At 69.8% G+C, this 26,655-nt stretch carries 2 protein-coding genes; both read right to left on the bottom strand.

What is annotated here, in order from left to right:
* Window positions 1–76 precede the first annotated feature (76 nt).
* A complete protein-coding gene (locus JYK02_RS06130) occupies window positions 77–535 on the bottom strand; it encodes a hypothetical protein (RefSeq protein WP_207049419.1) in 459 nt (152 codons plus the stop codon).
* On the bottom strand, window positions 532–26,655 hold the full coding sequence (locus JYK02_RS06125) for a non-ribosomal peptide synthetase (protein ID WP_207049417.1): 26,124 nt from the start codon (window positions 26,653–26,655) through the stop codon (window positions 532–534). The genes JYK02_RS06130 and JYK02_RS06125 overlap by 4 nt, the downstream gene beginning before the upstream one ends.

Genomic DNA, 26,655 nt, shown 5'->3' with positions numbered 1-26,655 from the left:
GCGCGTCCGGACGGAGGGTTTCTCCTCGGGGACGCCTCCCCCGGGGCCGACTGGGGACCAGCCAGGGGGACGGGGGCTAGGTAGGACTCGGGGTGGTGACGGGTGGGAGGGCCCCCGCCGGAGGGGCGGCCCGCCACAGGCGCCGGGCGGTGGCGGCCATGAACACGCCCATGGTGCCGTTGAGGTACAGCCACACGGTGTGCAGGTGGTGCTTCGCGACCCAGAACCACACCATCAGCGCGATGTTGAGGGCGAAGACGAGCGCCACCACGCCCAGCGCCGACACGATGCCCGCGCGCCGCTTGAAGATGAGCAGCAGGATGGTGAGCGGGTTGAGGACGGTGAACAGCTCGTTCACGACGACGAAGCCCGTGGGCAGCGGATCCGACGGGTCGTTCGCGAAGAGGCCGAACTTGGCCACGGTGAGGATGTGGACCAGGGAGCCCACGGAGAAGCACACGAACCACACGGCCAGGATGAGGCGGTTGGGCCATGGCGAGCCCCCGCGCGATGTCTCGGATGTTTCAACGGTCATGACTTGTCCTCCAGGGCCTCGCGCAACAGCGTGGCCACGTGCCGCACGTACGGCTCCTGCATGAGCTGATGGTGTCCCCCAGGGACGTCCCTCACGTCCAGTCCCCCCCGGACCCAGGGCGCCCAGCCCCGGTGGCGCGGCACGCCCGGGGTGGGCGTCGCCCCGGTGGCGGAGAGGAGCAGGGCCGGGCCCTCGTAGGGGCCGGGGGTGTAGCGGTCCATGGCGCGCAGGTTGGACTGGTAGACGCGGAACAGGGCGCGCAATTGCTCGCGGCCCGTCGCTTCCTCCAGGAGGCCGGCCTGGACGCCCACGGCGAGCAGCGTCCCCAGCATGGCGTCGTCGTCCATGCGCTCCAGGGCCTCGTCCGTGACGGGCAGGGTCAGGGAGAAGGCCTGGGCCACCGTCTGGGCGAAGGCGACGCGCACGCTGGCGTCGGGGTCCTTCGCCGGGGCCTCGGCGGAAGGCGGCTGCACGCCGGGGACATAGGCATCCACGAGCGCCAGCAGCCCCACGGCCTGTCCCTTCGCGCGCAGCTGACGGGCCATCTCGAAGGCGATGACGCCGCCGAGCGACCAGCCCGCGAGGAGGTAGGGCCCCTCGGGCTGCTCCGCGCGGATGGCGTCCACGTACAGGGCGGCCATCTCCTCCACGGTCTCCACGACGGCCTGGCCCACCTGGAGGCCCCGCGCCTGGATGCCGATGACGGGCTGGTGGGGCCCCAACTGCCGCGCCAACTCCGGGTACGCGAGCACGTTGCCGCCGCCCGGGTGGACGAGGAACAGGGGCCTGCGGCCCGGCTCGCCCTTCTCCAGCGGGACGAGCGGCGACCACGCTCCGGCTTCGTCGCGCAGCAGCTTCGCCAGCTCCTCCACGGTGGGGTGCTGGAAGAGCGCGGCCAGGGGCACTTCACGGCCCAGGCGTTCGCGCAGCTCGGCCACCATGCGGACCGCGAGCAGCGAGTGACCGCCCAGCGCGAAGAAGCTGGTGCGGACACCGATGGGCTGCACGCCCAGGACCTCTTCCCACACCGTGGCGAGCTGGGACTCCAGCGCGTCACGGGGCGCGACGAAGGTTTCGGTGTGGGCCGCGGAGACGTCCGGCTCCGGCAGGGCCTTGCGGTCCACCTTGCCGTTGGCGTTGAGCGGCAGCGCTTCGAGCACCACCACCGCGCCCGGCACCATGTACTCCGGTAGCCGCTGACGCAGGCTGGCCTTCAGTGCCTCCGCTTCCAGCGTCGCGCCGGCCTTCGGTGCCACGTACGCCACGAGGCGCTTCTCCGCACCCTCCCCCTTCGCCACGACGACGGCTTCCTTCACCGAGTCCTGCTGGCGCAGCGCGGACTCCACTTCGCCCAGCTCGATGCGGAAGCCTCGCACCTTCACCTGGAAGTCCACCCGGCCCAGGTACTCCAGCACGCCGTCCGCCCGGTACCGCACCCGGTCTCCCGTGCGGTACATGCGGCTGCCTTCAGGGCCGTAGGCCTCCGGCAGGAACTTCTCCGCCGTCAGCTCCGGCCTCAGCAGGTAGCCCCGCGCCTGGCCTTCGCCTGCGAGGAACAGCTCTCCGGCCACACCCACGGGTACGGGCTGGAGGTAGCGGTCCAGCACGTACGCGCGCGTGTTGCTGAGAGGCCGGCCGATGTTCGGTACCTCTTCGCGCCCCACCAGCGACCACGTGGAATACGTCGTGTCTTCCGACGGGCCGTAGAGGTTGTACAGCTTGCGCACCGTGGGCACCGCGTACACGGCCTTCGCCAGCGTCTCTGGCAGCGCTTCGCCCGCGAGGTTCACCACGCGCACCGACGGGGGCACCGCGCCCAGCCGCACCAGTTGCGCCATTGCCGAGGGCACCGTGTTGATGAGCGTCACTTCTGCTTCGGGCTTCTCTTCCAGCAGGTGCAAGGCATTGCGCACCACCACCACGCTGCCGCCTCGCACCAGTGGCGCGAAGAGTTCGAAGACGGAGAGGTCGAAGTTCAGGCTCGTCGCCGCGAGCACCCCCTTCGTCTCCTCTTCCGTGAACGTCTCCGTCGCCCAGGCCAGGAAGGCCGCCGCGTTCCGATGCGTCACCGCTACGCCCTTCGGACGGCCCGTGCTTCCCGATGTGTAGATGAGGTACGCCGTGTTCTCTGGGCGCAGTCCTGCTTTTGGCGCCTCCTTCGGCTCCGTGGACAACGTCGCGTCCGTGTCCAGGCACACGGCCTGCGTGGTGAACGCCGGCAGTGACTCCAGCAGGTGCGAGTGCGCCACGAGCGCAGGGCCCTGCGCATCCTCCAGCAACCAGCCCAGGCGCTCCTTCGGGTAGCTCGGATCCAACGGCACGTAGGCGCCGCCAGCCTTGAGGATGCCCAGCGTTCCCACCACGACGTCCGCTGTGCGCTCCACGCACAGGCCGACTCGCGACTCCGGGCCTACGCCCAGCTTGCGCAGCCGGTGCGCCAGTTGGTTCGCCCTCGCCTCCACCTCCCGGTACGTCAGGCGCTGCTCGCCGCTCACCACGGCAACAGCATCCGGCGTGCGCTTCGCCTGCGCTTCGAAGAGCCGAGGAATCGTCGCGTCGCGCGCGTACTCCACCTGCGACTGATTCCACGTCACCAGCACCTGATGACGCTCCGCGGGCGTGAGCATGGGCAGCCGGCCCACGGCCTCCTCCGGCTTCGCCACCACGCCCTCGAGCAGCACGCGCAGGTGCTCCACCATCCGGCGCATCGTCGCGGCCTCGAACAGGTCGGTGCTGTACTCCAGCGTTCCGCTCAATCCATCCGCGGTCTCCACGAAGAAGACGCTCACGTCGAACTTCGACGTCCCGCCCGGGAGCTCCACGGGCTTGAGTGTCATTCCGGGCAGCCGGGCCTCACCCACGGGCACGTTCTGGAGCGCCAGCAGCGACTGGAACAGCGGTGTATGGCTGCGGCTGCGCTCGGGCTGGAGCGCCTCCACCAGCCTCTCGAAGGGGACCTCCTGGTGCTCCTGCGCCTCCAGGACCGTCTCGCGCACCTGCTGGAGCAGGCCCCGGAAGCTGGGGTCTCCGGACAGGTCCGTCCGCAGCACCAGCGTGTTGACGAAGAAACCGATGAGCCCCTCCACCTCCGCGCGCATGCGGCCCGCGATGGGCGAACCCACGCTGATGTCCTGCTGGCCGCTGTAGCGCGACAGCAGCACCTGCCAGCCCGCCAGCAGCACCATGTACAGCGAGGCACCTTCGCGCTGCGCGAGGGCTCGCAGGTCCTGGGCCAGCGATTGCGGCCAGAGGAAGCCCTGGGTTGCGCCCGCGTTGCCTCGCACGGCGGGCCGCGGACGATCCGTGGGCAGCTCCAGCACCGGCGGCGCACCGGCGAGCTTCTGCTTCCAGTAGTCCACTTCCCGCTGGAGCGTCGGGCCCTGCAACCAGCCGCGCTGCCACGCCGCGTAGTCCGCGTACTGCACCGGCAGCTCCGGCAGCGGCGAGGGCAGGCCCTGCACGAAGGCCGCGTAGAGCGCGCTGACCTCGCGGATCAACACGCCGAGCGACCACCCGTCCGACACGATGTGGTGCATCGTGACGACGAGCACGTGCTCCTGCTCGGCCAGCTTCAGCAGCAGCGCCCGGATGAGGGGACCGTGTGCCAGCTCGAAGGGCCGCAGCACTTCGAGTTCCACGCGCCGCTGGAGCGAGGAGGCGTTCGACGTCAGGTCGTCCACCGCCAGCTTGAAGGCGCTGTCGGACGTGGTCCGCTGCACCGGTTCGGGGTTGCCCGCGACGAACGTCGTGCGCAGGGCTTCGTGACGGCGCACGACCTCACGCAGGGCCCGCTCCAGGGCGCCTACGTCCAGGTGGCCTTCCAGCCGGATCGCCACGGGCACGTTGTAGAGCGCCGTGCCCGGCTCCAGCTGATCGATGAACCACAACCGCTGCTGCGCGAACGACAGCGGCAGCGGCGTTTCCCGCGACACGGGCACGAGGGCCGGCGCCTTCGCGCGTCCGGCCTTCTCCAGCCGGCGAGCGAGAGCCTCCACCGTGGGCGCTTCGAACAACGCGCGCAGCGGCAGCTCCGCGCCCGTCTCCATGCGCACCCGTGACACGACCTGGGTCGCCAGCAGCGAGTGGCCTCCGAGCGCGAAGAAGTCGTCCTTCACGCCGACCTGCGGCACTCGCAGCACTTCCGCCCAGATGGCCGCCAGCTTTGCTTCCGTCTCTGTTCTGGGTGCTTCGTAGGTGCTCCCGGCCTTCGGCGCTTCCGGCTCCGGCAGGGCCTTGCGATCCACCTTGCCGTTGGAGTTCAGCGGAAGCGCTTCGAGCACCACCACCGCGCCCGGCACCATGTACTCCGGCAACCGCTGACGCAGGCTGGCCTTCAGTGCCTCTGCTTCCAGCGTCGCGCCGGCCTTCGGTGCCACGTATGCGACAAGGCGCTTCTCCGCACCCTCCCCCTTCGCCACCACGACGGCGTCCTTCACGGCCTCCTGCTGGCGCAGCGCGGTCTCCACTTCGCCCAGCTCGATGCGGAAGCCTCGCACCTTCACCTGGAAGTCCACCCGGCCCAGGTACTCCAGCACTCCGTCCGCCCGGTACCGCACCCGGTCTCCCGTGCGGTACATGCGGCTGCCTTCAGGGCCGTAGACTTCCGGCAGGAACTTCTCCGCCGTCAGCTCCGGCCTCAGCAGGTAGCCGCGTGCTTGGCCTTCGCCCGCGAGGAACAGCTCTCCGGCCACGCCCACCGGCACCGGCTGGAGGTAGCGGTCCAGCACGTACGCCCGCGTATTGCTGAGAGGCCGGCCGATGTTCGGCACCTCTTCGCGCCCCACAAGCGACCACGTGGAGTACGTCGTGTCTTCCGACGGGCCGTAGAGGTTGTACAGCTTGCGCACCGTGGGCACCGCGTACACGGCCTTCGCCAGTGTCTCCGGCAGCGCTTCGCCCGCGAGGTTCACCACGCGCACCGACGGGGGCACTGCGCCCAGCCGCACCAGTTGCGCCATCGCTGACGGCACGGTGTTGATGAGCGTCACTTCTGCTTCGGGCTTCTCCTCCGCCAGGTGCAGGGCGTTGCGGACCACCACCACGCTGCCGCCTCGCACCAGTGGCGCGAAGAGTTCGAAGACGGAGAGGTCGAAGTTCAGGCTCGTCGCCGCGAGTACAGCCTTCGTCTCTTCTTCCGTGAACGTCTCCGTCGCCCACGCGAGGAAGGCCACGGCGTTCCGGTGCGTCACTGCCACGCCCTTGGGCCGGCCCGTGCTTCCCGACGTGTAGATGAGGTACGCCGTGTTCTCCGGGCGCACTCCGGACGTCACCGGGCAGCAGGACTCGTCCGCCCAGTCCTCTTCCCTATCCAGGCAGACGGCCTGTGCGGTGAAGGCGGGCAGCGACTCCAGCAGGTGCGAGTGCGCCACCAGCGCAGGACCCTGCGCATCCTCCAGCAGCCAGCCCAGGCGTTCCTTCGGGTAGCTCGGATCCAGCGGCACGTAGGCGCCGCCGGCCTTGAGAATGCCCAGCGTGCCCACCACCACGTCCGCCGTGCGCTCCACGCACAAGCCGACTCGTGACTCCGGGCCTACACCCAGCTTGCGCAGCCGGTGCGCCAACTGGTTCGCCCTTGCCTCCACTTCCCGGTACGTCAGGCGCTGCTTGCCGCTCACCACTGCCACGGCGTTTGGCGTGCGCTTCGACTGCGCCTCGAAGAGCTGCGGAATCGTCGCGTCGCGCGCGTACTCCGCCTGCAGCTGGTTCCACGTCACCAGCACCTGCTGGCGCTCCGCGGCCGTGAGCATGGGCAGCCGGCCCACTGCGGCCTCGGGCTTCGCCACCATGCCTTCCAGGAGCACCTTCAGGTGCTCCACCATCCGGCGCACCGTCGTGGCCTCGAACAGGTCGGTGCTGTACTCCACCGATCCGCTCAGGCCCTGCGCCGTCTCCGTGAAGAAGAGGCTCACGTCGAACTTCGACGTGCGGCCCTCGAGGAACAGGGGCTTGAGCACCAGCCCCGGGAGCTGGGCCTCATCCATCGGCACGTTCTGGAGCGACATCAACGACTGGAAGAGCGGCGTGTGGCTCAGGCTGCGCTCCGGGTGGAGCGCTTCCACCAGCTTCTCGAACGGCACGTCCTGGTGCTCGTACGCGCCCAGCACCGTCTCTCTCACCTGCGCGAGCAACGTCCGGAAGGACTGGTCCCCATCCACCTGCGCTCGCAGTACCAGCGTGTTGACGAAGAAGCCGATGAGGCCTTCCACCTCCGCGCGCGTACGGCCCGCGATGGGCGAACCCACGCTGATGTCCGTCTGGCCGGAGTAGCGCGACAGCAGCACCTGCCATCCCGCCAGCAACACCATGAACAGCGACGCGCCCTCCTTCTGGGCGAGCGCGCTCAGCCCGCGCGACAACTCCGGAGACAGCATGAAGCCCAGCGTCGTTCCGGCGTTGGTGCGCACCGCCGGACGCGGACGGTCCGTGGGCAGCTCCAGCACCGGCGGCGCCCCCGTCAGCGACTGCTTCCAGTAGTCCACTTCGCGCTGAAGCGTCTCATCCCGCAGCCAGTCCCGCTGCCAGGCCGCGTAGTCCGCGTACTGCACCGGCAGCGGAGGCAGGCTCAAGGACTGCCCTCGTGACAGCGCGGTGTACAGCATGACGAGCTCCCGGAGCAGGACGCCCACGGACCATCCGTCGGACACGGAGTGGTGCATCGTGACGACGAGCACGTGGTCGCGCGCGTCCAGGCGCACCAGCAGCGCGCGCAGGAGCGGACCCCGCATCAGGTCGAACGGCCGGGCCATCTCCTCCAGCACCCGGCGCCGGGCCTCCTCCTCCCCCGCATTGCCAGACATCCCCAGGTCCACGAGGCGCAGCGGCACCTCCACGGATTCGTGGATGCGCTGGACCGGTTGCCCCGCTTCCTCTTCGAACGTCGTGCGCAGGGCCTCATGGCGGCGCACGACCCCGTGCAGGGCCTGCTCCAGCGCCGAGGCGTCCAGCTCGCCCTCCAGCCGCACCACCGTCGGCACGTTGTAGAGCGGGCTGCCCGGCTCCAGCTGGTCGATGAACCAGAGCCGCTGCTGCGCGAACGACAGGGGCAGCGACACCGGACGGCCTCCGGCGCTCAGCATCGGCACGCCGGAGCGCCCCAGCTGTGACAGCCGCTGGGCCAGCGCTTCCACCGTGGGCGACTCGAACAGCAGGCGCAGCGGCATCTCCACGCCCAGCGACGTGCGGATGCGCGACACCACCTGCGTGGCCAGCAGCGAGTGGCCGCCGAGCGAGAAGAAGTTGTCCTTCACGCCCACGCGCTCCAGGCGCAGTACCTCCGCCCAGACGGTGGCGAGCTTCGCCTCCGTCACGGTGCGCGGGGCCACGTAGACGTCGCCCATGCGGGCCGCGTCCGGTTCCGGCAGCGCCCTGCGGTCCACCTTGCCGTTCGCGTTGAGCGGCAGGGCGTCCAGCACCATCAGCGCCGAGGGCACCATGTACTCCGGCATCCGCTGACGCAGGCCCGTGCGCAGCGTGTCCACGTCCAGCGCGTGGCCGTCCTTCGCGACGACGTAGCCGATGAGCCGCTTGTCCGTGCCGTCGCCGCGCACCAGGACCACGGCCTCGCTCACGCCCGGCTGCTGCGCCAGCGCGGTCTCCACCTCGCCCAGCTCGATGCGGAAGCCACGCACCTTCACCTGGGCGTCGGTGCGGCCGACGAAGTCCAACTGACCGTCCGCACGCCAGCGCACCACGTCGCCCGTGCGGTAGAGGCGAGCGCCCTCTTCACCCGAGAAGGCGTCCGGCACGAAGCGCTCGGCGGTGAGGCCCGGACGTCCCGCGTACCCGCGCGCGACGCCCACGCCGCCGATGTGCAACTCACCGCGCACGCCCACGGGCACCGGCTGTCCCTGCGGGTCGAGTACGTAGACGCGCACGTTCGCCAGCGGCTTGCCGATGGACGGGAGGTTTCCATCCGCGACCACCTCACCCAGCGTGGCGATGACGGTGGCCTCCGTCGGGCCGTAGGAATTGATCAGCCGCCGCCCCGGAGCCCAGCGGGCGACGACCTCCGTGGGCAGGACGTCTCCGCCGGAGATGACGGTGCGCACTCCGGGCAGGTCCTCGGGAGAGGTGGCCGCGAGCGCAGCGGGCGTGAGGCTGACGACGGAGAGCTGCTGCTCCCGCAGCAGCACGGGCAGGGGCGCGCCCGGCATCAGCTTCTCCAGCGGCGCGAGCACCAGCGTGGCGCCGTTGCAGAGCGTGGTGAAGATCTCCTCCACCGACAGGTCGAAGCTGAGGCTCGCGAACTGGAGCACGCGACTGCCGGGCCCGATTCCGTAGGCGACCGCCTCGTGGGTGACGAGGTTGGCGACACCTCGGTGCTCCACCGCCGTGCCCTTCGGCGTGCCCGTACTGCCGGACGTGTAGAGCAGGTACGCCATGTTCGCGGGCGTCACGCCCGTCCTGAGTGCATCCTTTGGCTCCTCCGCGAGAGCGCCGCGCTCCGTGTCCAGGCAGAGCGCCCGGGCATGCAGCGCTTCCGGGAAGCGCGCCACCAGCCCCTGCCAGGTGACGAGCACGTGCGCGGCGCTGTCCTCCAGCATGAAGGCCAGACGTTCACGGGGCAGCAGCGGATCCACGGGCACCCAGGCGCCACCGGCCTTCAGGATGCCGAGCAGGCCAATGACGACATCGAGCGAACGCTCGACGCTGAGCGCGACGCGGACCTCGGGCCCAACGCCGCGACGGCGCAGGGCATGGGCGAGCTGATTGGCGCGCGCGTCCAGCTGCGCGTACGTCAGTTGCGTGCCCTCGAAGACCGCGGCCACTGCCTCTGGCGTGCGATGGACCTGCGCCTCGAAGAGCGCGTGCACGCACGCTTCCGGGAACGGCGCCCGGGTGGCGTTCCACTTCACCAGCATTTCGCGGCGCTCGGTGGCGGTCAGCAGGGGCAGGCGGGACACGCGTGTGTCCGGACGCTCCACCGCTCCTTCGAGGAGCGTGATCCAATGCGTGACCATCCGCTGGACGGAGCCCGCGTCGAACAGCTCCGTGCTGTACTCCAGGGAGCCCGTGAGCCCGCGCGGTCCCTCCATGAGCGTCACGCTCAGGTCGAACTTCGCGATGGGGCTCTCCGCCTCCACCGGCTTGAGGGCCAGGTCCGGCAGCCGCAGCTCGGCCATGGGCACGTTCTGCAGGGCCAGCATCGTCTGGAAGAGCGGCGTGTGGCTGAGGCTGCGCTCCGGCTGCAGCGCCTCCACCAGCTTCTCGAACGGCACCTCCTGGTGCTCGTACGCATCCAGCACGGTCTCACGCACCTGGGCGAGCAGCTCGCGGAAGGACAGGCGGCCCTCCACGTTCGCGCGCAGCACCAGCGTGTTGACGAAGAAGCCGATGAGCCCTTCCAGCTCCCCGCGCGTGCGGCCCGCGATGGGCGAGCCCACGCTGATGTCCGTCTGCCCGGAGTAGCGCGCCATCAGCACCTGCCATCCGGCGAGCAGCACCATGTACAGCGACGCGCCCTCACGCTGGGCCAGGGCGCCAAGGCGTTCCGCCAGCGGCTCGGGCAGCGTGAAGGCGTGCTCGGCTCCCGCGATGCTCCGCTCAGGAGGACGCGGACGGTCCGTGGGCAGCTCCAGCACCGGCGGCGCGCCGGCGAGCTTCCGCTTCCAGTAGTCCACCTGCCGAGCCAGGACGTCACCCTGGAGCCGGCCGCGCTGCCAGGCGGCGTAGCGCGCGTACTGCACGGGCAGCTCGGGCAGCGGCGACGGCCGTCCGGAGACGAAGGCCGCGTACAGCGCGCCCACTTCGCGGATCAACACGCCCAGCGACCAGCCGTCCGACACGATGTGGTGCATCGTCACCACGAGGACGTGCTCGCGCTCCCCGATCGTGAACAACCGGGTGCGGATCAACGGCCCGCGGCCCAGGTCGAACGGACGGAGCATCTCCTGCTTCACCTGCCGGTGGGCCTCGGCCTCGCGACGGGCCTCGTCGACGGTCCGCAGGTCCACCCGGCCCAGCTCCAGCGACAGCGTGGGGTGGATGACCTGGATGGCCTGACCGCCGCGCTCCTCGAAGGTGGTCCGCAGGGAGTCATGGCGACGCACGACCTCATGCAGGGCCCGCTCCAGGGCCGACACGTCCAGCGAGCCCTCCAGCCGCACCGCCACGGGCATGTTGTAGAGCGCGGTGCCCGGCTCCAGTTGGTCGATGAACCACAGCCGCTGCTGTGCGAACGACAGCGGAGGCATCGTGCCCATGAACGTGTCGCCCAGCAGGGACTCCTGGGCACGGCTCGCCGTCTCCATCCGTCGGGCCAGGGCCTCGAGGGTGGGAGCCTCGAACATGGCGCGCAGCGGAAGCTCCGCACCGGTCTCCGTCCGGATGCGCGATACCACCTGCGTCACCAGCAGCGAGTGGCCTCCGAGCGCGAAGAAGTCGTCCTTCACGCCTACCTGCGGCACTCGCAGCACTTCCGCCCAGATGGCCGCCAGCTTCGCTTCCGTCTCCGTGCGCGGTGCTTCGTACGTGCGGGTGGAGGCCGTGGCCTCCGGCTCCGGCAGGGCCTTTCGGTCCACCTTGCCGTTGGCGTTGAGCGGCAGCGCTTCGAGCACCACCACCGCGCCCGGCACCATGTACTCCGGCAGCCGCTGACGCAGGCTGGCCTTCAGTGCTTCCGCTTCCAGCGTCGCGCCGGCCTTCGGTGCCACGTACGCCACGAGGCGCTTCTCCGCACCCTCTCCCTTCGCGACCACCACCGCTTCCTTCACTGAGTCCTGCTGGCGCAGCGCGGACTCCACTTCGCCCAGCTCGATGCGAAAGCCTCGCACCTTCACCTGGAAGTCCACCCGGCCCAGGTACTCCAGCACGCCGCCCGCGCGGTACCGCACCCGGTCGCCTGTGCGGTACATGCGGCTGCCTTCGGGGCCGTAGACTTCCGGCAGGAACTTCTCCGCCGTCAGCTCCGGCCTCAGCAGGTAGCCACGCGCCTGACCTTCTCCAGCGAGGAACAGCTCTCCTGCTACGCCCACGGGTACGGGCTGGAGGTAGCGGTCCAGCACGTACGCCCGCGTGTTGCTGAGAGGCCGGCCGATGTTCGGCACCTCGTCGCGCCCCACCAGCGACCACGTGGAGTACGTCGTGTCTTCCGACGGGCCGTAGAGGTTGTACAGCTTGCGCACCGTGGGCACCGCGTACACGGCCTTCGCCAGCGTCTCTGGCAGCGCTTCGCCCGCGAGGTTGATGACTCGCACCGACGGCGGCACCGCACCCAGCCGCACCAGTTGCGCCATCGCCGAGGGCACCGTGTTGATGAGCGTTACTTCGGCTTCGGGCTTCTCCTCCGCCAGGTGCAGGGCGTTGCGCACCACCACCACGCTGCCGCCTCGCACCAGTGGCGCGAAGAGTTCGAAGACGGAGAGGTCGAAGTTCAGGCTCGTCGCCGCGAGCACCGCCTTCGTTTCCTCTTCCGTGAACCTCTCCGTTGCCCACGCGAGGAAGGCCGCGGCGTTCCGGTGCGTCACCGCGACGCCCTTGGGACGCCCTGTGCTTCCTGACGTGTAGATGAGGTACGCCACGTTCTCCGGGCGCAGTCCTGCTTCCAGCGCCTCCTTCGGCTCCGTGGGCAACGTCGCGTCCGTGTCCAGGCACACGGCCTGCGCGGTGAACGCGGGCAGTGACTCCAACAGGTGCGAGTGCGCCACCAGTGCCGGACCCTGCGCGTCCTCCAGCAGCCAGCCCAGGCGCTCCTTCGGATAGCTCGGATCCAGCGGCACGTAGGCGCCGCCGGCCTTGAGGATGCCCAGCGTCCCCACCACCACGTCCGCCGTGCGCTCTACGCACAGGCCGACTCGTGACTCCGGGCCCACGCCCAGCTTGCGCAATCGGTGCGCCAACTGGTTCGCCCTTGCCTCCACCTCCTGGTACGTCAGGCGCTGACTGCCGCTCACCACCGCGAGAGCGTCGGGCGTGCGCTTTGCCTGCGCCTCGAAGAGCCGCGGAATCGTCGCGTCGCGGGCGTACTCCGCCTGCAACTGGTTCCACTCCACCAACACCTGATGACGCTCCGCCTCCGTCAACAGCGGCAACTGGCCCACTGCTGTCTCGGGCCTCGCTAGCACTCCTTCCAGCAGCATGCGCAGGTGCTCCGCCATCCGGCGCACCGTCGCGGCTTCGAACAACTGGGTGCTGTACTCCATCGCACCGAGCAGCCCGTCCGGCGTCTCCATGAAGAAGAGGCTCAAGTCGAACTTCGACGTCGCGCCATCGAACTTCACGGACTTGAGCGTCAAGCCCGGCAGGCGGGTTTCGCCATCCGGCAGGTTCTGGAGCGCCAGCAACACCTGGAACAGGGGCGTGTGACGCCGGTCGCGCTCGGGCTGGAGCGCCTCCACCAGCTTCTCGAACGGCACCTGCTGGTGATCCTGCGCCTCCAGGACCGTCTCACGAACCTGCTTCAGGAGCGCACCGAACGTGGCGCCACCGGCCACCTGCGTCCGCAACACCAGCGTGTTGACGAAGAAGCCGATGAGGCCCTCCACCTCCGCGCGCGTGCGACCCGCGATGGGCGAGCCCACGCTGATGTCTTCCTGCCCTGAGTACCTCGACAGCAGGATCTGCCAGCCCGCGAGCAGCACCATGTACAGCGATGCGCCCTCGCGCTTTCCCAGCTCCCGCAACGACCCGGCCAGTGACTGCGGCCAGAGGAAGCTCAGCGTCGCGCCCGCACTGCCACGCACCGGCGGGCGGGGATGATCCGTGGGCAGCTCCAGCACCGGCGGCGCGTCCGCGAGCTTCCGCTTCCAGTAGTCCACCTCCCGCTGGAGCGTCGCCCCCTGCAACCAGTCCCGCTGCCAGGCCGCGAAGTCCCCATACTGCACGGGAAGCTCCGGCAGCGGCGATGGACGGCCCTCCGCGAAGGCCGCGTACAGCAGGCTCATCTCCCGCACGAGCACGCCCAGTGACCAGCCGTCCGACACGATGTGATGCATCGTGACGACCAGCACATGCTCGGTCTCCCCCAGCTTCAGCAGGAGCGCCCGGAACAGCGGACCCCGTGCGAGGTCGAACGGCGTCAGGACCTCTTGCTCGATCCGCTTTCGGGCCTGTTTCTCCTGTTGCGGCGCATCCTCCGCGGGGAACTCCACCCAGTCCAGCCGCAAGGCCATGTCCGCGTGGATGACCTGGATGGGCTGACCGTCCTGCTCCGTGAAGGTCGTCCGCAGCGTTTCATGACGCCGCGCCACCTCGCGCAGCGCCCGCTCCAGGATGTCCTTTCGCAGCGCGCCCACCAGGCGCACCGCCACGGGGACGTTGTAGAGCGCGGTACCCGGCTCCAACTGGTCGATGAACCACAGGCGCTGCTGCGCGAACGACAGCGGCCGGGCACTCCCCTGCCTCCGTCCCATCGCCGTCATGTTGGAGAACGCGCTCTGCTCCAGCCGGCGAGCGAGAGCCTCCACCGTGCGTGCTTCGAACAACGCGCGCAGCGGCAACTCCGCGCCCGTCTCCATGCGCACCCGTGACACGACCTGCGTCGCGAGCAGCGAGTGGCCTCCGAGCGCGAAGAAGTCGTCCTTCACGCCTACCTGCGGCACTCGCAGCACTTCCGCCCAGATGGCCGCCAGCTTTGCTTCCGTCTCCGTGCGCGGCGCTTCGTACGTGCTTCCGGCCTTCGGCGCCTCCGGCTCCGGCAGGGCCTTGCGGTCCACCTTGCCGTTGGCGTTGAGCGGCAGCGCTTCGAGCACCACCACCGCGCCCGGCACCATGTACTCCGGTAGCCGCTGACGCAGGCTGGCCTTCAGCGCCTCCGCTTCCAGCGTCGCGCTGGCCTTCGGTGCCACGTACGCGACGAGGCGCTTCTCCGCGCCCTCCCCCTTCGCCACGACGACGGCTTCCTTCACGGCCTCCTGCTGGCGCAGCGCGGTCTCCACTTCGCCCAGCTCGATGCGGAAGCCTCGCACCTTCACCTGGAAGTCCACCCGGCCCAGGTACTCCAGCACGCCGTCCGCCCGGTACCGCACCCGGTCTCCCGTGCGGTACATGCGGCTGCCTTCAGGGCCGTAGACTTCCGGCAGGAACTTCTCCGCTGTCAGCTCCGGCCTCAACAGGTAGCCACGCGCCTGGCCTTCGCCCGCGAGGAACAGCTCTCCAGCCACGCCCACCGGTACGGGCTGGAGGTAGCGGTCCAGCACGTATGCGCGCGTGTTGCTGAGAGGCCGACCGATGTTCGGCACCTCTTCGCGTCCCACCAGCGACCACGTGGAGTACGTCGTGTCTTCCGACGGGCCGTAGAGGTTGTACAGCTTGCGCACCGTCGGCACCGCGTACACGGCCTTCGCCAGCGTCTCCGGCAGCGCTTCGCCCGCGAGGTTCACCACGCGCACCGACGGGGGCACCGCGCCCAGCCGCACCAGTTGCGCCATCGCCGAGGGCACCGTGTTGATGAGCGTTACTTCGGCTTCGGGCTTCTCTTCCAGGAGGTGCAGGGCATTGCGAACCACCACCACGCTGCCGCCCCTCACCAGCGGCGCGAAGAGTTCGAAGATGGAGAGGTCGAAGTTCAGGCTCGTCGCAGCGAGCACTGCCTTCGTCTCCTCCTCCGTGAACGTCTCCGTTGCCCACGCAAGGAAGGCTGCCGCGTTCCGGTGCGTCACCGCGACGCCCTTGGGCCGGCCCGTGCTTCCCGACGTGTAGATGAGGTACGCCACGTTCTCCGGGCGCACTCCCGACGTCACCGGGCAGCAGGACTCGTCCGCCCAGTCCTCTTCCCTATCCAGGCACACGGCCTGCGCGGTGAACGCGGGCAGCGCCTCCAGCAGGTGCGAGTGCGCTACGAGTGCCGGGCCCTGCGCGTCCTCCAGCAGCCAGCCCAGGCGCTCCTTCGGGTAGCTCGGGTCCAGCGGCACGTAGGCGCCGCCGGCCTTGAGGATGCCCAGCGTTCCCACCACCACGTCCGCCGTGCGCTCCACGCACAGGCCGACTCGTGACTCCGGGCCCACGCCCAGCTTGCGCAGCCGGTGTGCCAGTTGGTTCGCCTTTGCCTCTACCTCCCGGTACGTCAGGCGCAGCTTGCCACTCACCACCGCCACGGCGTTCGGCGTGCGCTTCGCCTGCGCCTCGAAGAGCTGCGGAATCGTCGCGTCGCGGGCGTACTCCGCCTGCAACTGGTTCCACGTCACCAGCACCTGCTGGCGCTCCGCGGCCGTGAGCATGGGCAGCCGGCCTACCGCGGCCTCCGGCTTCGCCACCGCCGCTTCCAGCAGCACGCGCAGGTGTTCGACCATCCGATGCACTGTCGCGGCTTCGAACAACTCGGTGCTGTACTCCACCGCTCCGCTCAGGCCCTGCGGCGTCTCCGTGAAGAACACGCTCACGTCGAACTTCGACGTGCGGATCTCCAGCTCCAACGGCTTCAGCGTGAGCCCGGGCAGCCGTGCCTCTCCCTCGGGCGTGTTCTGCAGCGCCAGCATGGATTGGAAGAGTGGCGTGTGGCTCAGGCTGCGCTCGGGCTGCAGCGCTTCCACCAGCTTTTCGAACGGCACGTCCTGGTGCTCGTAGGCCTCCAGCACCGTGCCTCGAACCTGCTTCAGCAGGTCACGGAAGGACGTCTCTCCGTCTACCTGCGCTCGCAGCACCAGCGTGTTGACGAAGAAGCCGATCAGGCCTTCCAGCTCCGCTTGCGTCCGGCCCGCGATGGGCGAACCCACGCTGATGTCCGTCTGGCCGCTGTAGCGCGACAGCAGCACCTGCCAGCCCGCCAGCAGCACCATGTACAGCGAGGCGCCTTCTCGCTGCGCCAGTGCCTTCAGCCCCTGCTCCAGCGAGGACGGCAGCGTGAAGGCGTGGACCGCGCCCGCGTTGCCTCGCACCGCCGGACGCGGATGGTCCGTGGGCAACTCCAGCACCGGCGGCGCTCCAGCCAGCTTCCCCCTCCAGAAGTCCACTTCCTTCTGGAGCGTCTCCCCTTGCAGCCAGCCTCGCTGCCACGCGGCGTAGCCCGCGTACTGCAACGACAGCTCCGGCAGCGGCGACGGACGCCCTTCCGTGAAGGCCGCGTACAACGCTCCCACTTCGCGGATCAGCACGCCCAGCGACCAGCCGTCGGACACGATGTGGTGCATCGTGATGAGCAGCACGTGGTCGGTGCTTCCCAGCCGCAGCAGGCTTGCCCGGATGAGCGGTCCCTTGTGCAGGTCGAAGGACTCCGCCAGCTCGGCTCCGATCCGGCGTCGGACTTCCTCTTCCCGCTGAGCGCTGTCCAGCGCTCCCAGGTTGAGCTCCGCCATGCGGAGGTGTGCATCCGCATGGATGCGCTGCACGGGCTGGCCTTCGTGCAGCTCGAACGTCGTGCGGAGGGATTCGTGACGGCGCACGACCTCGCGCAGCGCCCATTCCAGGGCCCCCACGTCCAGTTCGCCATCCAGGCGCACCGCGACGGGCACGTTGTAGAGCGACGTGCCCGGCTCCAGCTGGTCCATGAACCACAGGCGCTGCTGTGCGAACGACAAAGGCGGCGGACCGCCGCTCGCGGTGGCCTCCATCACCGAGGGCCGCGGGCGTGCCGCCGTGTTCACCCGTTGGGACAAGGCCTCCAGGGTGGGCGCCTCGAACAGCGCTCGCAGCGGCAGCTCCGCGCCCAGCTCCGTGCGGATCCGCGACACCACCTGTGTCGCCAGCAGCGAGTGCCCACCCAGCGAGAAGAAGTTGTCCCCGAGCCCCACCCTGGGCACGCGCAGAACTTCCGCCCAGATGGCTGCCAGCTTGCGCTCCGCTTCCGTGCGGGGTGCTTCGTACTCGCGCTCCGAGTGGGCCGCTTCGAGCTCAGGCAGGGCCTTGCGGTCCACCTTGCCGTTGGCCGTCAGCGGGAGCGCGTCCAGCACGCCCATCACCGACGGCACCATGTACTCCGGCAGCCGTTGCCGCAGCTCTGCGTCCACCGCCTTCGGGTCGATGTTCTGGCCCGGCTTCGCCACGAGGTACGCGACGAGGCGCTTGTCTCCCCCCACTTCCCGCACCACCGCCGTGGCCTCCGCCACGCTGGGGTGCTGGGTGAGGGCTGCTTCCACTTCGCCCAGCTCGATGCGGAAGCCGCGCACCTTCACCTGGAAGTCGGTGCGGCCCAGGAACTCCAGCGTGCCGTCTTCCTTCCAGCGCGCCTTGTCTCCCGTTCGGTACAGCCGCGCTCCCGGCCTCGTGCTGAAGGCATTCGGAACGAAGCGCTCCGCCGTCAGGTCCGCGCGGTTGAGGTAGCCCCACGCGAGGCCTTCGCCTCCTACGTACAGCTCGCCCGGCACGCCCACTCCGGCTACGTCCCCGTGCGCGTCCAGCACGTACGCCGTCGAGCTTCCAATCGGCTTGCCGATGGGGACCGACGCCGTGAGCAACGAGTCACGCGTCAGCGTGTACGTGGTGGAGAACGTGGTGTTCTCCGTCGGGCCGTAGCCGTTCACCAGCACCGCGCCCTCTGGCAGGCGCTTGAGGTGTTCGCGCACTCGCGGGGCTGGCAGTACGTCGCCGCCCGCCAGCACCTGCGACACGCCTGCCAGTGCCTCCACCTGATGCAGCGCCATCTGCTCGTACAGCGCCGCCGTCAGCCACAAGGTGCTGATGCGCTCCTGCTTCAGCAGCGCGCCCAGCTCCTCCAGCGTCAACGCGTGCGGCGGCGCCAGCACCAGCTTCGCTCCGTGCAGCAGCGCGCCCCACAACTCCAGCGTCGAGGCGTCGAAGGCCACCGGAGCCAACTGCAACCAGACTTCGTCCGGACCGAAGCGCAGGAAGTCATTGCCGACGACCAGGCGCGTGATGCCCCGGTGCGGGACACTCACGCCCTTCGGACGGCCCGTGCTTCCCGACGTGAACATCACGTACGCCAGGTCCTCTGCGTTCACTTCTCCCTGCGGCGCTGTCTCTGGATGGTGGGCAAGCTCGTCCCATGCCGTGTCCAGCAGCAGCGGTGCGCCCGCGCTTGCTGGCAGATTCTCCACCAGCGACTGCTGCGTCATCGTCACTTCGACACCCGCATCTCCCAGCAGCAGCGCGATGCGCTCCGCCGGATAGTTGCGGTCCACCGGGACGTACACACCTCCCGCCTTCAGGATGGCAAGGAGGCCTGCCACCATCTCCAGCGACCGCTCCACGTACACGCCCACCCGCGTACCGCGCTTCACGCCCAACCCTCGCAGGTGGTGCGCCAACTGGTTCGCCTTCGCGTCCAGCTCGCCGTACGTCAGCGTCCGCCCGTCTTGCGCCTTGAGCGCTACCGCCTCTGGCGTCTTGCGCGCCTGCTCCGCGAAGAGCGCGTGCACCGGCTGTTCGCGGGGGGCTTGCGTGGTCGTCTGGTTCCACTCCACCAGCACCCTCTGGCGCTCCGCGGGCGTGAGCATGGGCAGCCGGCCCATCGCTGCCTCCGGCTTCGCCACCACCGCTTCCAGCAGCACGCGCAGGTGTTCGACCATCCGATGCACCGTCGCGGCCTCGAACAGCTCGGTGCTGTACTCCACTGCTCCACGCAGACCCAGCTCCGACTCCGTGAAGAAGAGGCTCACGTCGAACTTCGACGTGCGGATCTCCAGTTCCAGCGGCTTTAGCGTGAGCCCGGGCAGCCGTGCCTCTCCCTCGGGCATGTTCTGCAACGCCAGCAGCGTCTGGAAGAGCGGCGTGTGGCTCAGGCTGCGCTCGGGTTGCAGCGCTTCCACCAGCTTTTCGAACGGCACGTCCTGGTGCTCGTAGGCCTCCAGCACCGTGCCCCGGACCTGCTTCAGCAAGTCACGGAAGGACGTCTCTCCGTCCACCTGTGCTCGCAGCACCAGCGTGTTGACGAAGAAGCCAATGAGTCCTTCCAGCTCCGCTCGCGTCCGGCCCGCGATGGGCGAACCCACGCTGATGTCCGTCTGCCCGGAGTAGCGCGACAGCAGCACCTGCCAGCCCGCCAGCAGCACCATGTACAGCGAGGCGCCTTCTCGCTGCGCCAGTGCCTTCAGCCCCTGCTCCAGCGAGGACGGCAGCGTGAAGGCATGGACCGCGCCCGCGTTGCCCCGCACCGCCGGACGCGGATGGTCCGTGGGCAACTCCAGCACCGGCGGCGCTCCAGCCAGCTTCCCCCTCCAGAAGTCCACTTCCCTCTGGAGCGTCTCCCCTTGCAGCCAGCTTCGCTGCCACACGGCGTAGCCCGCGTACTGCAACGACAGTTCTGGCAGCGGTGAGGGATGTCCTTCCGAGAAGGCCGCGTACAACGCTCCCACTTCGCGGATCAGCACGCCCAGCGACCAGCCGTCGGACACGATGTGGTGCATCGTGATGAGCAGCACGTGGTCGGTGCTTCCCAGCCGCAGCAGGCTTGCCCGGATGAGCGGTCCCTTGTGCAGGTCGAAGCGCTCCTCCAGCTCGGCTCCGAGCCGGCGGCGGACTTCTTCCTCCCGCTGAGCGCTGTCGCTTGCCTCCAGGTCGACGTCCGTCACCTGCAAGCGCGCATGGGGATGGATGCGCTGCACGGGCTGGCCTTCGTGCAGCTCGAACGTCGTGCGGAGGGATTCGTGGCGCCGGACGATTTCGTCCAGGGCTCGCACGAGCGCGCCTCGCCGCAAGGTGCCCTGCAACCGGACCGCGACCGGCACGTTGTAGATCGCGCTTCCGGATTCCAGTTGGTCGATGAACCAGAGGCGCTGCTGCGCGAACGACAGGGGCGGCGCGGCATCACTCGCGGCGGACTCCAACGCAGAAGGCTTCGGCCGCGCGGCCGTGGCCAGACGCTCGGCGAGGACTTCCAGCACCGGAGCCTCGAAGAGGACTCGCAGCGACAGCTCCACTCCCAGCTCCGCGCGGATCCGCGAGACGACCTGCGTCGCCAGCAGCGAGTGCCCACCGAGCGAGAAGAAGTTGTCCTTCACGCCCACCCTGGGCACGCGCAGGACCTCCGCCCAGATGGCCGCCAGCTTTCGCTCCGCCTCCGTGCGGGGCGCTTCGTAGGCCGTGCCTGCTTCGTGCGCGTCCAAGGCCGCGAGGGCCTTGCGGTCCACCTTGCCGTTGGCAGTCAGCGGGAGCGCGTCCAGCACGCCCAGGGACGACGGCACCATGTACTCCGGCAGCCGCTGCCGCAGTTCGGACTCCACCGCCTTCGGGTCGATGTTCTGGCCCGGCTTCGCCACGAGCCAGGCGATGAGCCGCTTGTCGCCGCCCACCTCCCGCACGATCACCGTGGCCTCCGCGACGCCCTCCTGCCGCAGGAGCGCCGCTTCGATCTCGCCCAGCTCGATGCGGAAGCCGCGCACCTTCACCTGGAAGTCGGTGCGGCCCAGGAACTCCAGCGTCCCGTCTTCCTTCCACCGCGCCTTGTCTCCCGTGCGGTACAGCCGCGCCCCCGGCTTCGTGCTGAAGGCATTTGGAACGAAGCGCTCCGCCGTCAGGTCCGCTCGGTTGAGGTAGCCCCACGCGAGGCCTTCTCCCCCCACGTACAGCTCGCCCGGCACGCCTACTCCAGCCACGTCTCCGTGCGCGTCCAGCACGTACGCCGTCGAGCTTCCAATCGGCTTGCCGATGGGGACCGACGCCGTGAGCAACGAGTCACGCGTCAGCGTGTACGTGGTGGAGAACGTGGTGTTCTCCGTCGGGCCGTAGCCGTTCACCAGCACCGCGCCTTGCGGCAGGTGCTTGAGGTGTTCACGCACTCGCGGCGCCGGCAATACGTCGCCGCCCGCCAGCACCTGCGACACGCCTGCCAGCGCTTCCACCTGGTGCAGCGCCATCTGCTCGTACAGCGCTGCCGTCAGCCACAAGGTGCTGATGCGCTCCTGCTTCAGCAGGGCGCCCAGCTCCTCCAGCGTCAACGCGTGCGGCGGCGCCAGCACCAGCTTCGCTCCGTGCAGCAGCGCGCCCCACAGCTCCAGCGTCGAGGCGTCGAAGGCCACCGGAGCCAGTTGCAGCCAGACCTGGTCCGGACCGAAGCGCAGGAAGTCATTGCCGACGACCAGGCGCGTGATGCCCCGGTGCGGGATGCTCACGCCCTTCGGACGGCCCGTGCTTCCCGACGTGAACATCACGTACGCCAGGTCCTCCGCGCTCACGGATCCGCCCGGCGCCGTCTCCGGCTGACGGGCCGCTTCGCTCCATGCCGTCTCCAACGTCAGCGCCCGGCCCGCGCTCCTGGGCAGCTTCTCCACCAGTGACTGCTGCGTCAGCGTCACCCCGACGCCCGCGTCCTCCAGCATCAGCGCGATGCGCTCGGCCGGGTAGTTGCGGTCCACCGGGATGTACACACCTCCCGCCTTCAGGATGGCCAGCAGCCCCGCCACCATCTCCACCGAGCGCTCCACGTACACGCCCACTCGCGTGCCGCGCATCACGCCCTGGCTCCTCAGGTGGTGCGCCAACTGGTTCGCCTTCGCGTCCAGCTCGCCGTACGTCAGTGTCCTGCCGTCCTGTGCCTTCAGCGCCACCGCGTCCGGTGTCCTCCGGGCCTGCTCAGCGAAGAGTACGTGCACCGGCGTGGTGACCGCGGCCTCCGCCACCGTGCGGTTGCCACCGTCGAGGAGCATCCGCCGCTCCTCCGCGTCCACCATGGGCAGCCGGGACACGGCCTGCTCCGGAACCGACAGCGCCGCATCCAGCAGGCCCCGCAGGTGCTCCACCATGCGGCGCACGGTCGACGTATCGAACAGCTCGGTGCTGTACTCGAGCGTTCCCCTCAGCCCGTCGCCCTCCTCCACGAAGAAGACGCTCAGGTCGAACTTCGACGTGCGGCTCTCCATCATCACCGGCTTGAGCGTCATGCCCGGCAATCCCAGGTCGCCCTGGGGCACGTTCTGGAGCGCCAGCAGCGTCTGGAAGAGCGGCGTGTGGCTCAGGCTGCGCTCGGGCTGCAGCGCTTCCACCAGCTTTTCGAACGGCACGTCCTGGTGCTCGTAGGCCTCCAGCACCGTGCCTCGAACCTGCTTCAGCAGGTCACGGAAGGACGTCTCTCCGTCCACCTGCGCTCGCAGCACCAGCGTGTTGACGAAGAAGCCGATCAGGCCTTCCAGCTCCGCTTGCGTCCGGCCCGCGATGGGCGAACCCACGCTGATGTCCGTCTGGCCGCTGTAGCGCGACAGCAGCACCTGCCAGCCCGCCAGCAGCACCATGTACAGCGAGGCGCCCTCTCGCTGCGCCAGCGCTCGCAGACGCTGCGTCAGTGCGGGGGACCACTGGAAGAAGTGCATCGCGCCCGCGTTGCCTCGCACCGCCGGACGCGGACGGTCCGTGGGCAGGTCCAGGGCGGCGGGCGCGCCCTCGAGCCGGCCCTTCCAGAAGGCCACTTCGCGGTCGAGCGCTTCCCCCTGAAGCCAGCCTCGCTGCCATGCCGCGTAGTCCGCGTACTGCAAGGGCAGCTCCGGCAGGGAGGACGGCTGTCCCTGCACGAACGCCGCATACAGCGCGCCCATCTCCCGCACGAGCACACCCAACGACCAGCCATCCGAGATGGCGTGGTGCATCGTGAGCGCGAGCAGGTGATCCTGCTCATCCAGCAGCACCAACTGCGCGCGGACCAGTGGCCCGCGCATCAGGTCGAAGGGCCGCTGTCCCTGCGCCATCACGCGGCGGCGGGCTTCGTCCTCTCGCTGGCTCGCTTCAAGGCCTCGCAGGTCGTCCACCTCCAGCGGCATCGCCAACGGCGGATTCACCACCTGCACCGGAGTGCCTTCGTGCGCGGTGAACGTCGTGCGCAGCGCTTCGTGGCGGCGCACCAGCTCATCCAGCGCCCGCTGGAGCACCGCGACGTCCAGCCGTCCCTCCAACCGGACCGCCAGCGGGACGTTGTAGAGCGGGCTGCCCGGCTCCAGCTGATCCATGAACCACAGGCGCTGCTGCGCGAAGGACAGCGGCAGGGACTGCTCGCGCGAGACGGGCACCAACGGCGGGACGACGGAGCGTGTGGCGCGGTCCAGGCGCAGCGCCAGTGCCTCCAGGGTGGCGGACTCGAACAACTCCCGCAGGGGCAGCTCCACGCCGAACCCGGCGCGGATCCGCGAGGCCACCTGCGTCGCCAGCAGCGAGTGACCGCCCAGCTCGAAGAAGTTGTCCTTCACGCCCACCTGGGGCACGCGCAGCACCTGCGCCCAGATGTCCGCCAGCTTCGCTTCCGTCTCCGTGCGAGGCGCCTCGTGGACCTTCTCCGAGCGCGGGGCCTCCGGCTCCGGCAGCGCCTTGCGGTCCACCTTCCCGTTCGCGCTGAGCGGCAATGCATCCAGCACCACGAAGGCCGCGGGCACCATGTACTCCGGCAGCCGCTGCCGCAGGTGTCCCCGGAGTTCCGCCACGTCGAGCGTCTGCCCCGGTTTCGCGACCCCATACCCCACCAACTGCTTGTCCCCGCCCACGCCGCGCACCACCACCGCGGCCTCCGCCACGTCGGGATGCTGGATGAGCGCCGCTTCGATTTCGCCCAGCTCGATGCGGAAGCCGCGCACCTTCACCTGGAAGTCGGTGCGGCCCAGGAACTCCAGCGTGCCGTCTTCCCGCCACCGCGCCTTGTCTCCCGTGCGGTACAGCCGCGCGCCGGGCTCCGTGCTGAAGGCATTCGGAACGAAGCGCTCCGCCGTCAGGTCCGCGCGGTGGAGGTAGCCCCACGCCAGGCCCTCACCGCCCACGTACAGCTCTCCGGGCACGCCCACGCCCGCGACGGTGCCGTGCGCGTCCAGCACGTACGTGGTCGAGTTCCCGATGGGCCTGCCGATGGGCACCGCGGCATCGAGCGCCGTCTGACGCGTCATCGTGTACGTGGTGGAGAACGTGGTGTTCTCCGTCGGGCCGTACGCGTTCACCAGCACCGCGCCTTCCGGCAGCCGCTTCAGGTGCTCACGGGCCCGCTGCGCCGGCATCACGTCGCCGCCCGTCAGCACCTGCGACACGCCCGCGAGTGCGTCGCCCTGGTGCAGCGCCATCTGCTCGTAGAGCGCCGTCGTCAGCCACAGCGTGCTGATGCGCTCCTTCTTCAGGAGCCCGCCCAGCTCCTCCAGCGTCAGCGCGTGCGGCGGCGCCAGCACCAGCTTCGCCCCGTGCAGCAGCGCGCCCCACAGCTCCAGCGTCGAGGCGTCGAAGGCCACCGGGCCCGTCTGCGACCAGACCGCGTCCGGCCCGAAGCGCATGAAGTCGTTGTTCACCACCAGCCGGGTGATGCCCTGGTGCGGAACACACACGCCCTTCGGACGGCCCGTGCTTCCCGACGTGAAGATGATGTACGCGAGGTCCCCGCCCCCCACCTCCACGTCCGGTGCCGTCTCCGGATGATGGGAGAGCGTTTCCCACGCCGTGTCCAGGCAGAGCGGTGCCCCCACTCCGGGCGGCAGCTTCTCCAGCAGCGCCTGCTGCGTCAGCGTCACGCCGACGCCCGCATCCCCCAGCAGCAGCGCGATGCGCTCGGCCGGGTAGTTGCGGTCCACCGGCACGTACGCGCCGCCAGCCTTCAGGATGGCCAGCAGGCCCACCACCATCTCCAGCGAGCGTTCGACGTACACGCCCACCCGCGTGCCGCGCTTCACGCCCAACTCCCGCAGGTGGTGCGCCAACTGGTTCGCCTTCGCGTCCAGCTCACCGTACGTCAGCGTCCGGCCATCCACGTTCTGCACGACCGCCGCCCGGTCCGGCGTCCTGCGCGCCTGCTCCGCGAAGAGCGCGTGCACCGGCTGCTGCCGCGGATACGCCGCCTGCGTGCGGTTCCAGTCCCCGGTCACCAGCCGCTGCTCGGCGGCGCCCAGCATGGGCAGACGGGCCACGGGCCTGGCGGGCTCGGCCACGGCGGCCTGGAGCAGGCCGCGCAGGTGCTCCACCATCCGCGCGACGGTGGCGGCGTGGAAGAGGTCCGTGTCGTACTCCACGTAGCCGCTCAGGCTCCCATCCGCCTCCGTGAGCTGGAGGAGCAGGTCGAACTTCGCGGTCTGCGTGTCCACCTCCATCGCGTTCAGCTTCAGGCCCTGCACGGCGACCGGACCGCGCGGCGCGTTCTGCAGCGCGAACATCACCTGGAAGAACGGCGTGCGCCCCGAGTCGCGGTCCGGCTGGAGCGCTTCCACCAGCCGCTCGAAGGGCAGGTCCTGGTGGTCCGTCGCGCCCACCATCGTTTCGCGCACCTGGCGCAGCAGCCCCCGGAAGGACAGCTCCGGCGTGAAGCGCGCGCGCAACACCAGCGTGTTGACGAACATGCCGATGAGGCCTTCGAGCTCCGAGCGGGTCCGGCCCGCCATGGGCGAGCCCACGCTCACGTCGTCCTGCCCGGAGTAGCGCGACAGCAGCGACTGCCAGCCGGCCAGTAGCACCATGAACAGCGTCGCGCCCTCCTGCTGCGCCAGCGCCCGGAGCGCGTCCGTCAGCTCGCGCGACCACTGGATGGGCGTGCGCGCGCCCCGGAAGCCGCGCGTCGCGGGCCGGGGCTTGTCCGTCGTCAGCTCCAGCGCGGGCGGAGCGCCCGAGAGCTGCTCGCGCCAGTACGCCAGTTGCTTCTCCAGCGCCGCGCCCTGCAACGTGTCCCGCTGCCACGCGGCGTAGTCCGCGTACTGCACGGCCAGCTCCGGCAGGGGCGACGGCTGGTCCTGCAGGAAGGTGGCGTAGAGCACCGCCACCTCGCGCACGAGCACGCCCAGCGACCAGCCGTCGGAGACGATGTGGTGCATCGCCACCAGCAGCAGGTGGTCCGCGTCCGCCAGCTTCACCAGCAGCGTGCGCATCAGCGGGCCCGTGCCCAGGTCGAACGGGCGCAGCGCGCCTTCCTTCACCCGGCGCCAGGCCTCCGCCTCCCGGCCTTCTGGCGCGAGCGCGCTCACGTCCGTCCGCTCCAGCTCCAGCACGGGCGCGTCCGCGAAGTGCTGCACCGGTCCGCCGTCCCCGCCCTGGAAGGTCGTGCGCAGCGACTCGTGCCGCCGCACCACCTCGCGCAGCGAGCGCTCCAGCACCGCCACGTCCAGCGCGCCCTCCAGCCGCACCGCCACGGGCACGTTGTAGAGCGGGCTGCCCGGCGCCAGCTGATCCATGAACCACAGCCGCTGCTGCGCGAAGGACAGCTCCGCTGGCCGCGAGCGGTCCCTCAGCGGAAAGGAGGCCCGGTTCGCCGCGCCCGGGACCTGCTTCTGCGCCGCCATCTTCTTCAGCAGCTCGGCGCGCTTTTCCGGAGACAGGTTCGCGATTCGCTTCGACAGATCACTGCTGCTGCTCAT

Origin of the sequence: Corallococcus macrosporus (assembly GCF_017302985.1) — a bacterium.
GTDB lineage: Bacteria > Myxococcota > Myxococcia > Myxococcales > Myxococcaceae > Corallococcus > Corallococcus macrosporus_A.
Note: the sequence above shows the minus strand (reverse complement) of the source record. Positions and strands in the feature narration are given on the sequence as shown.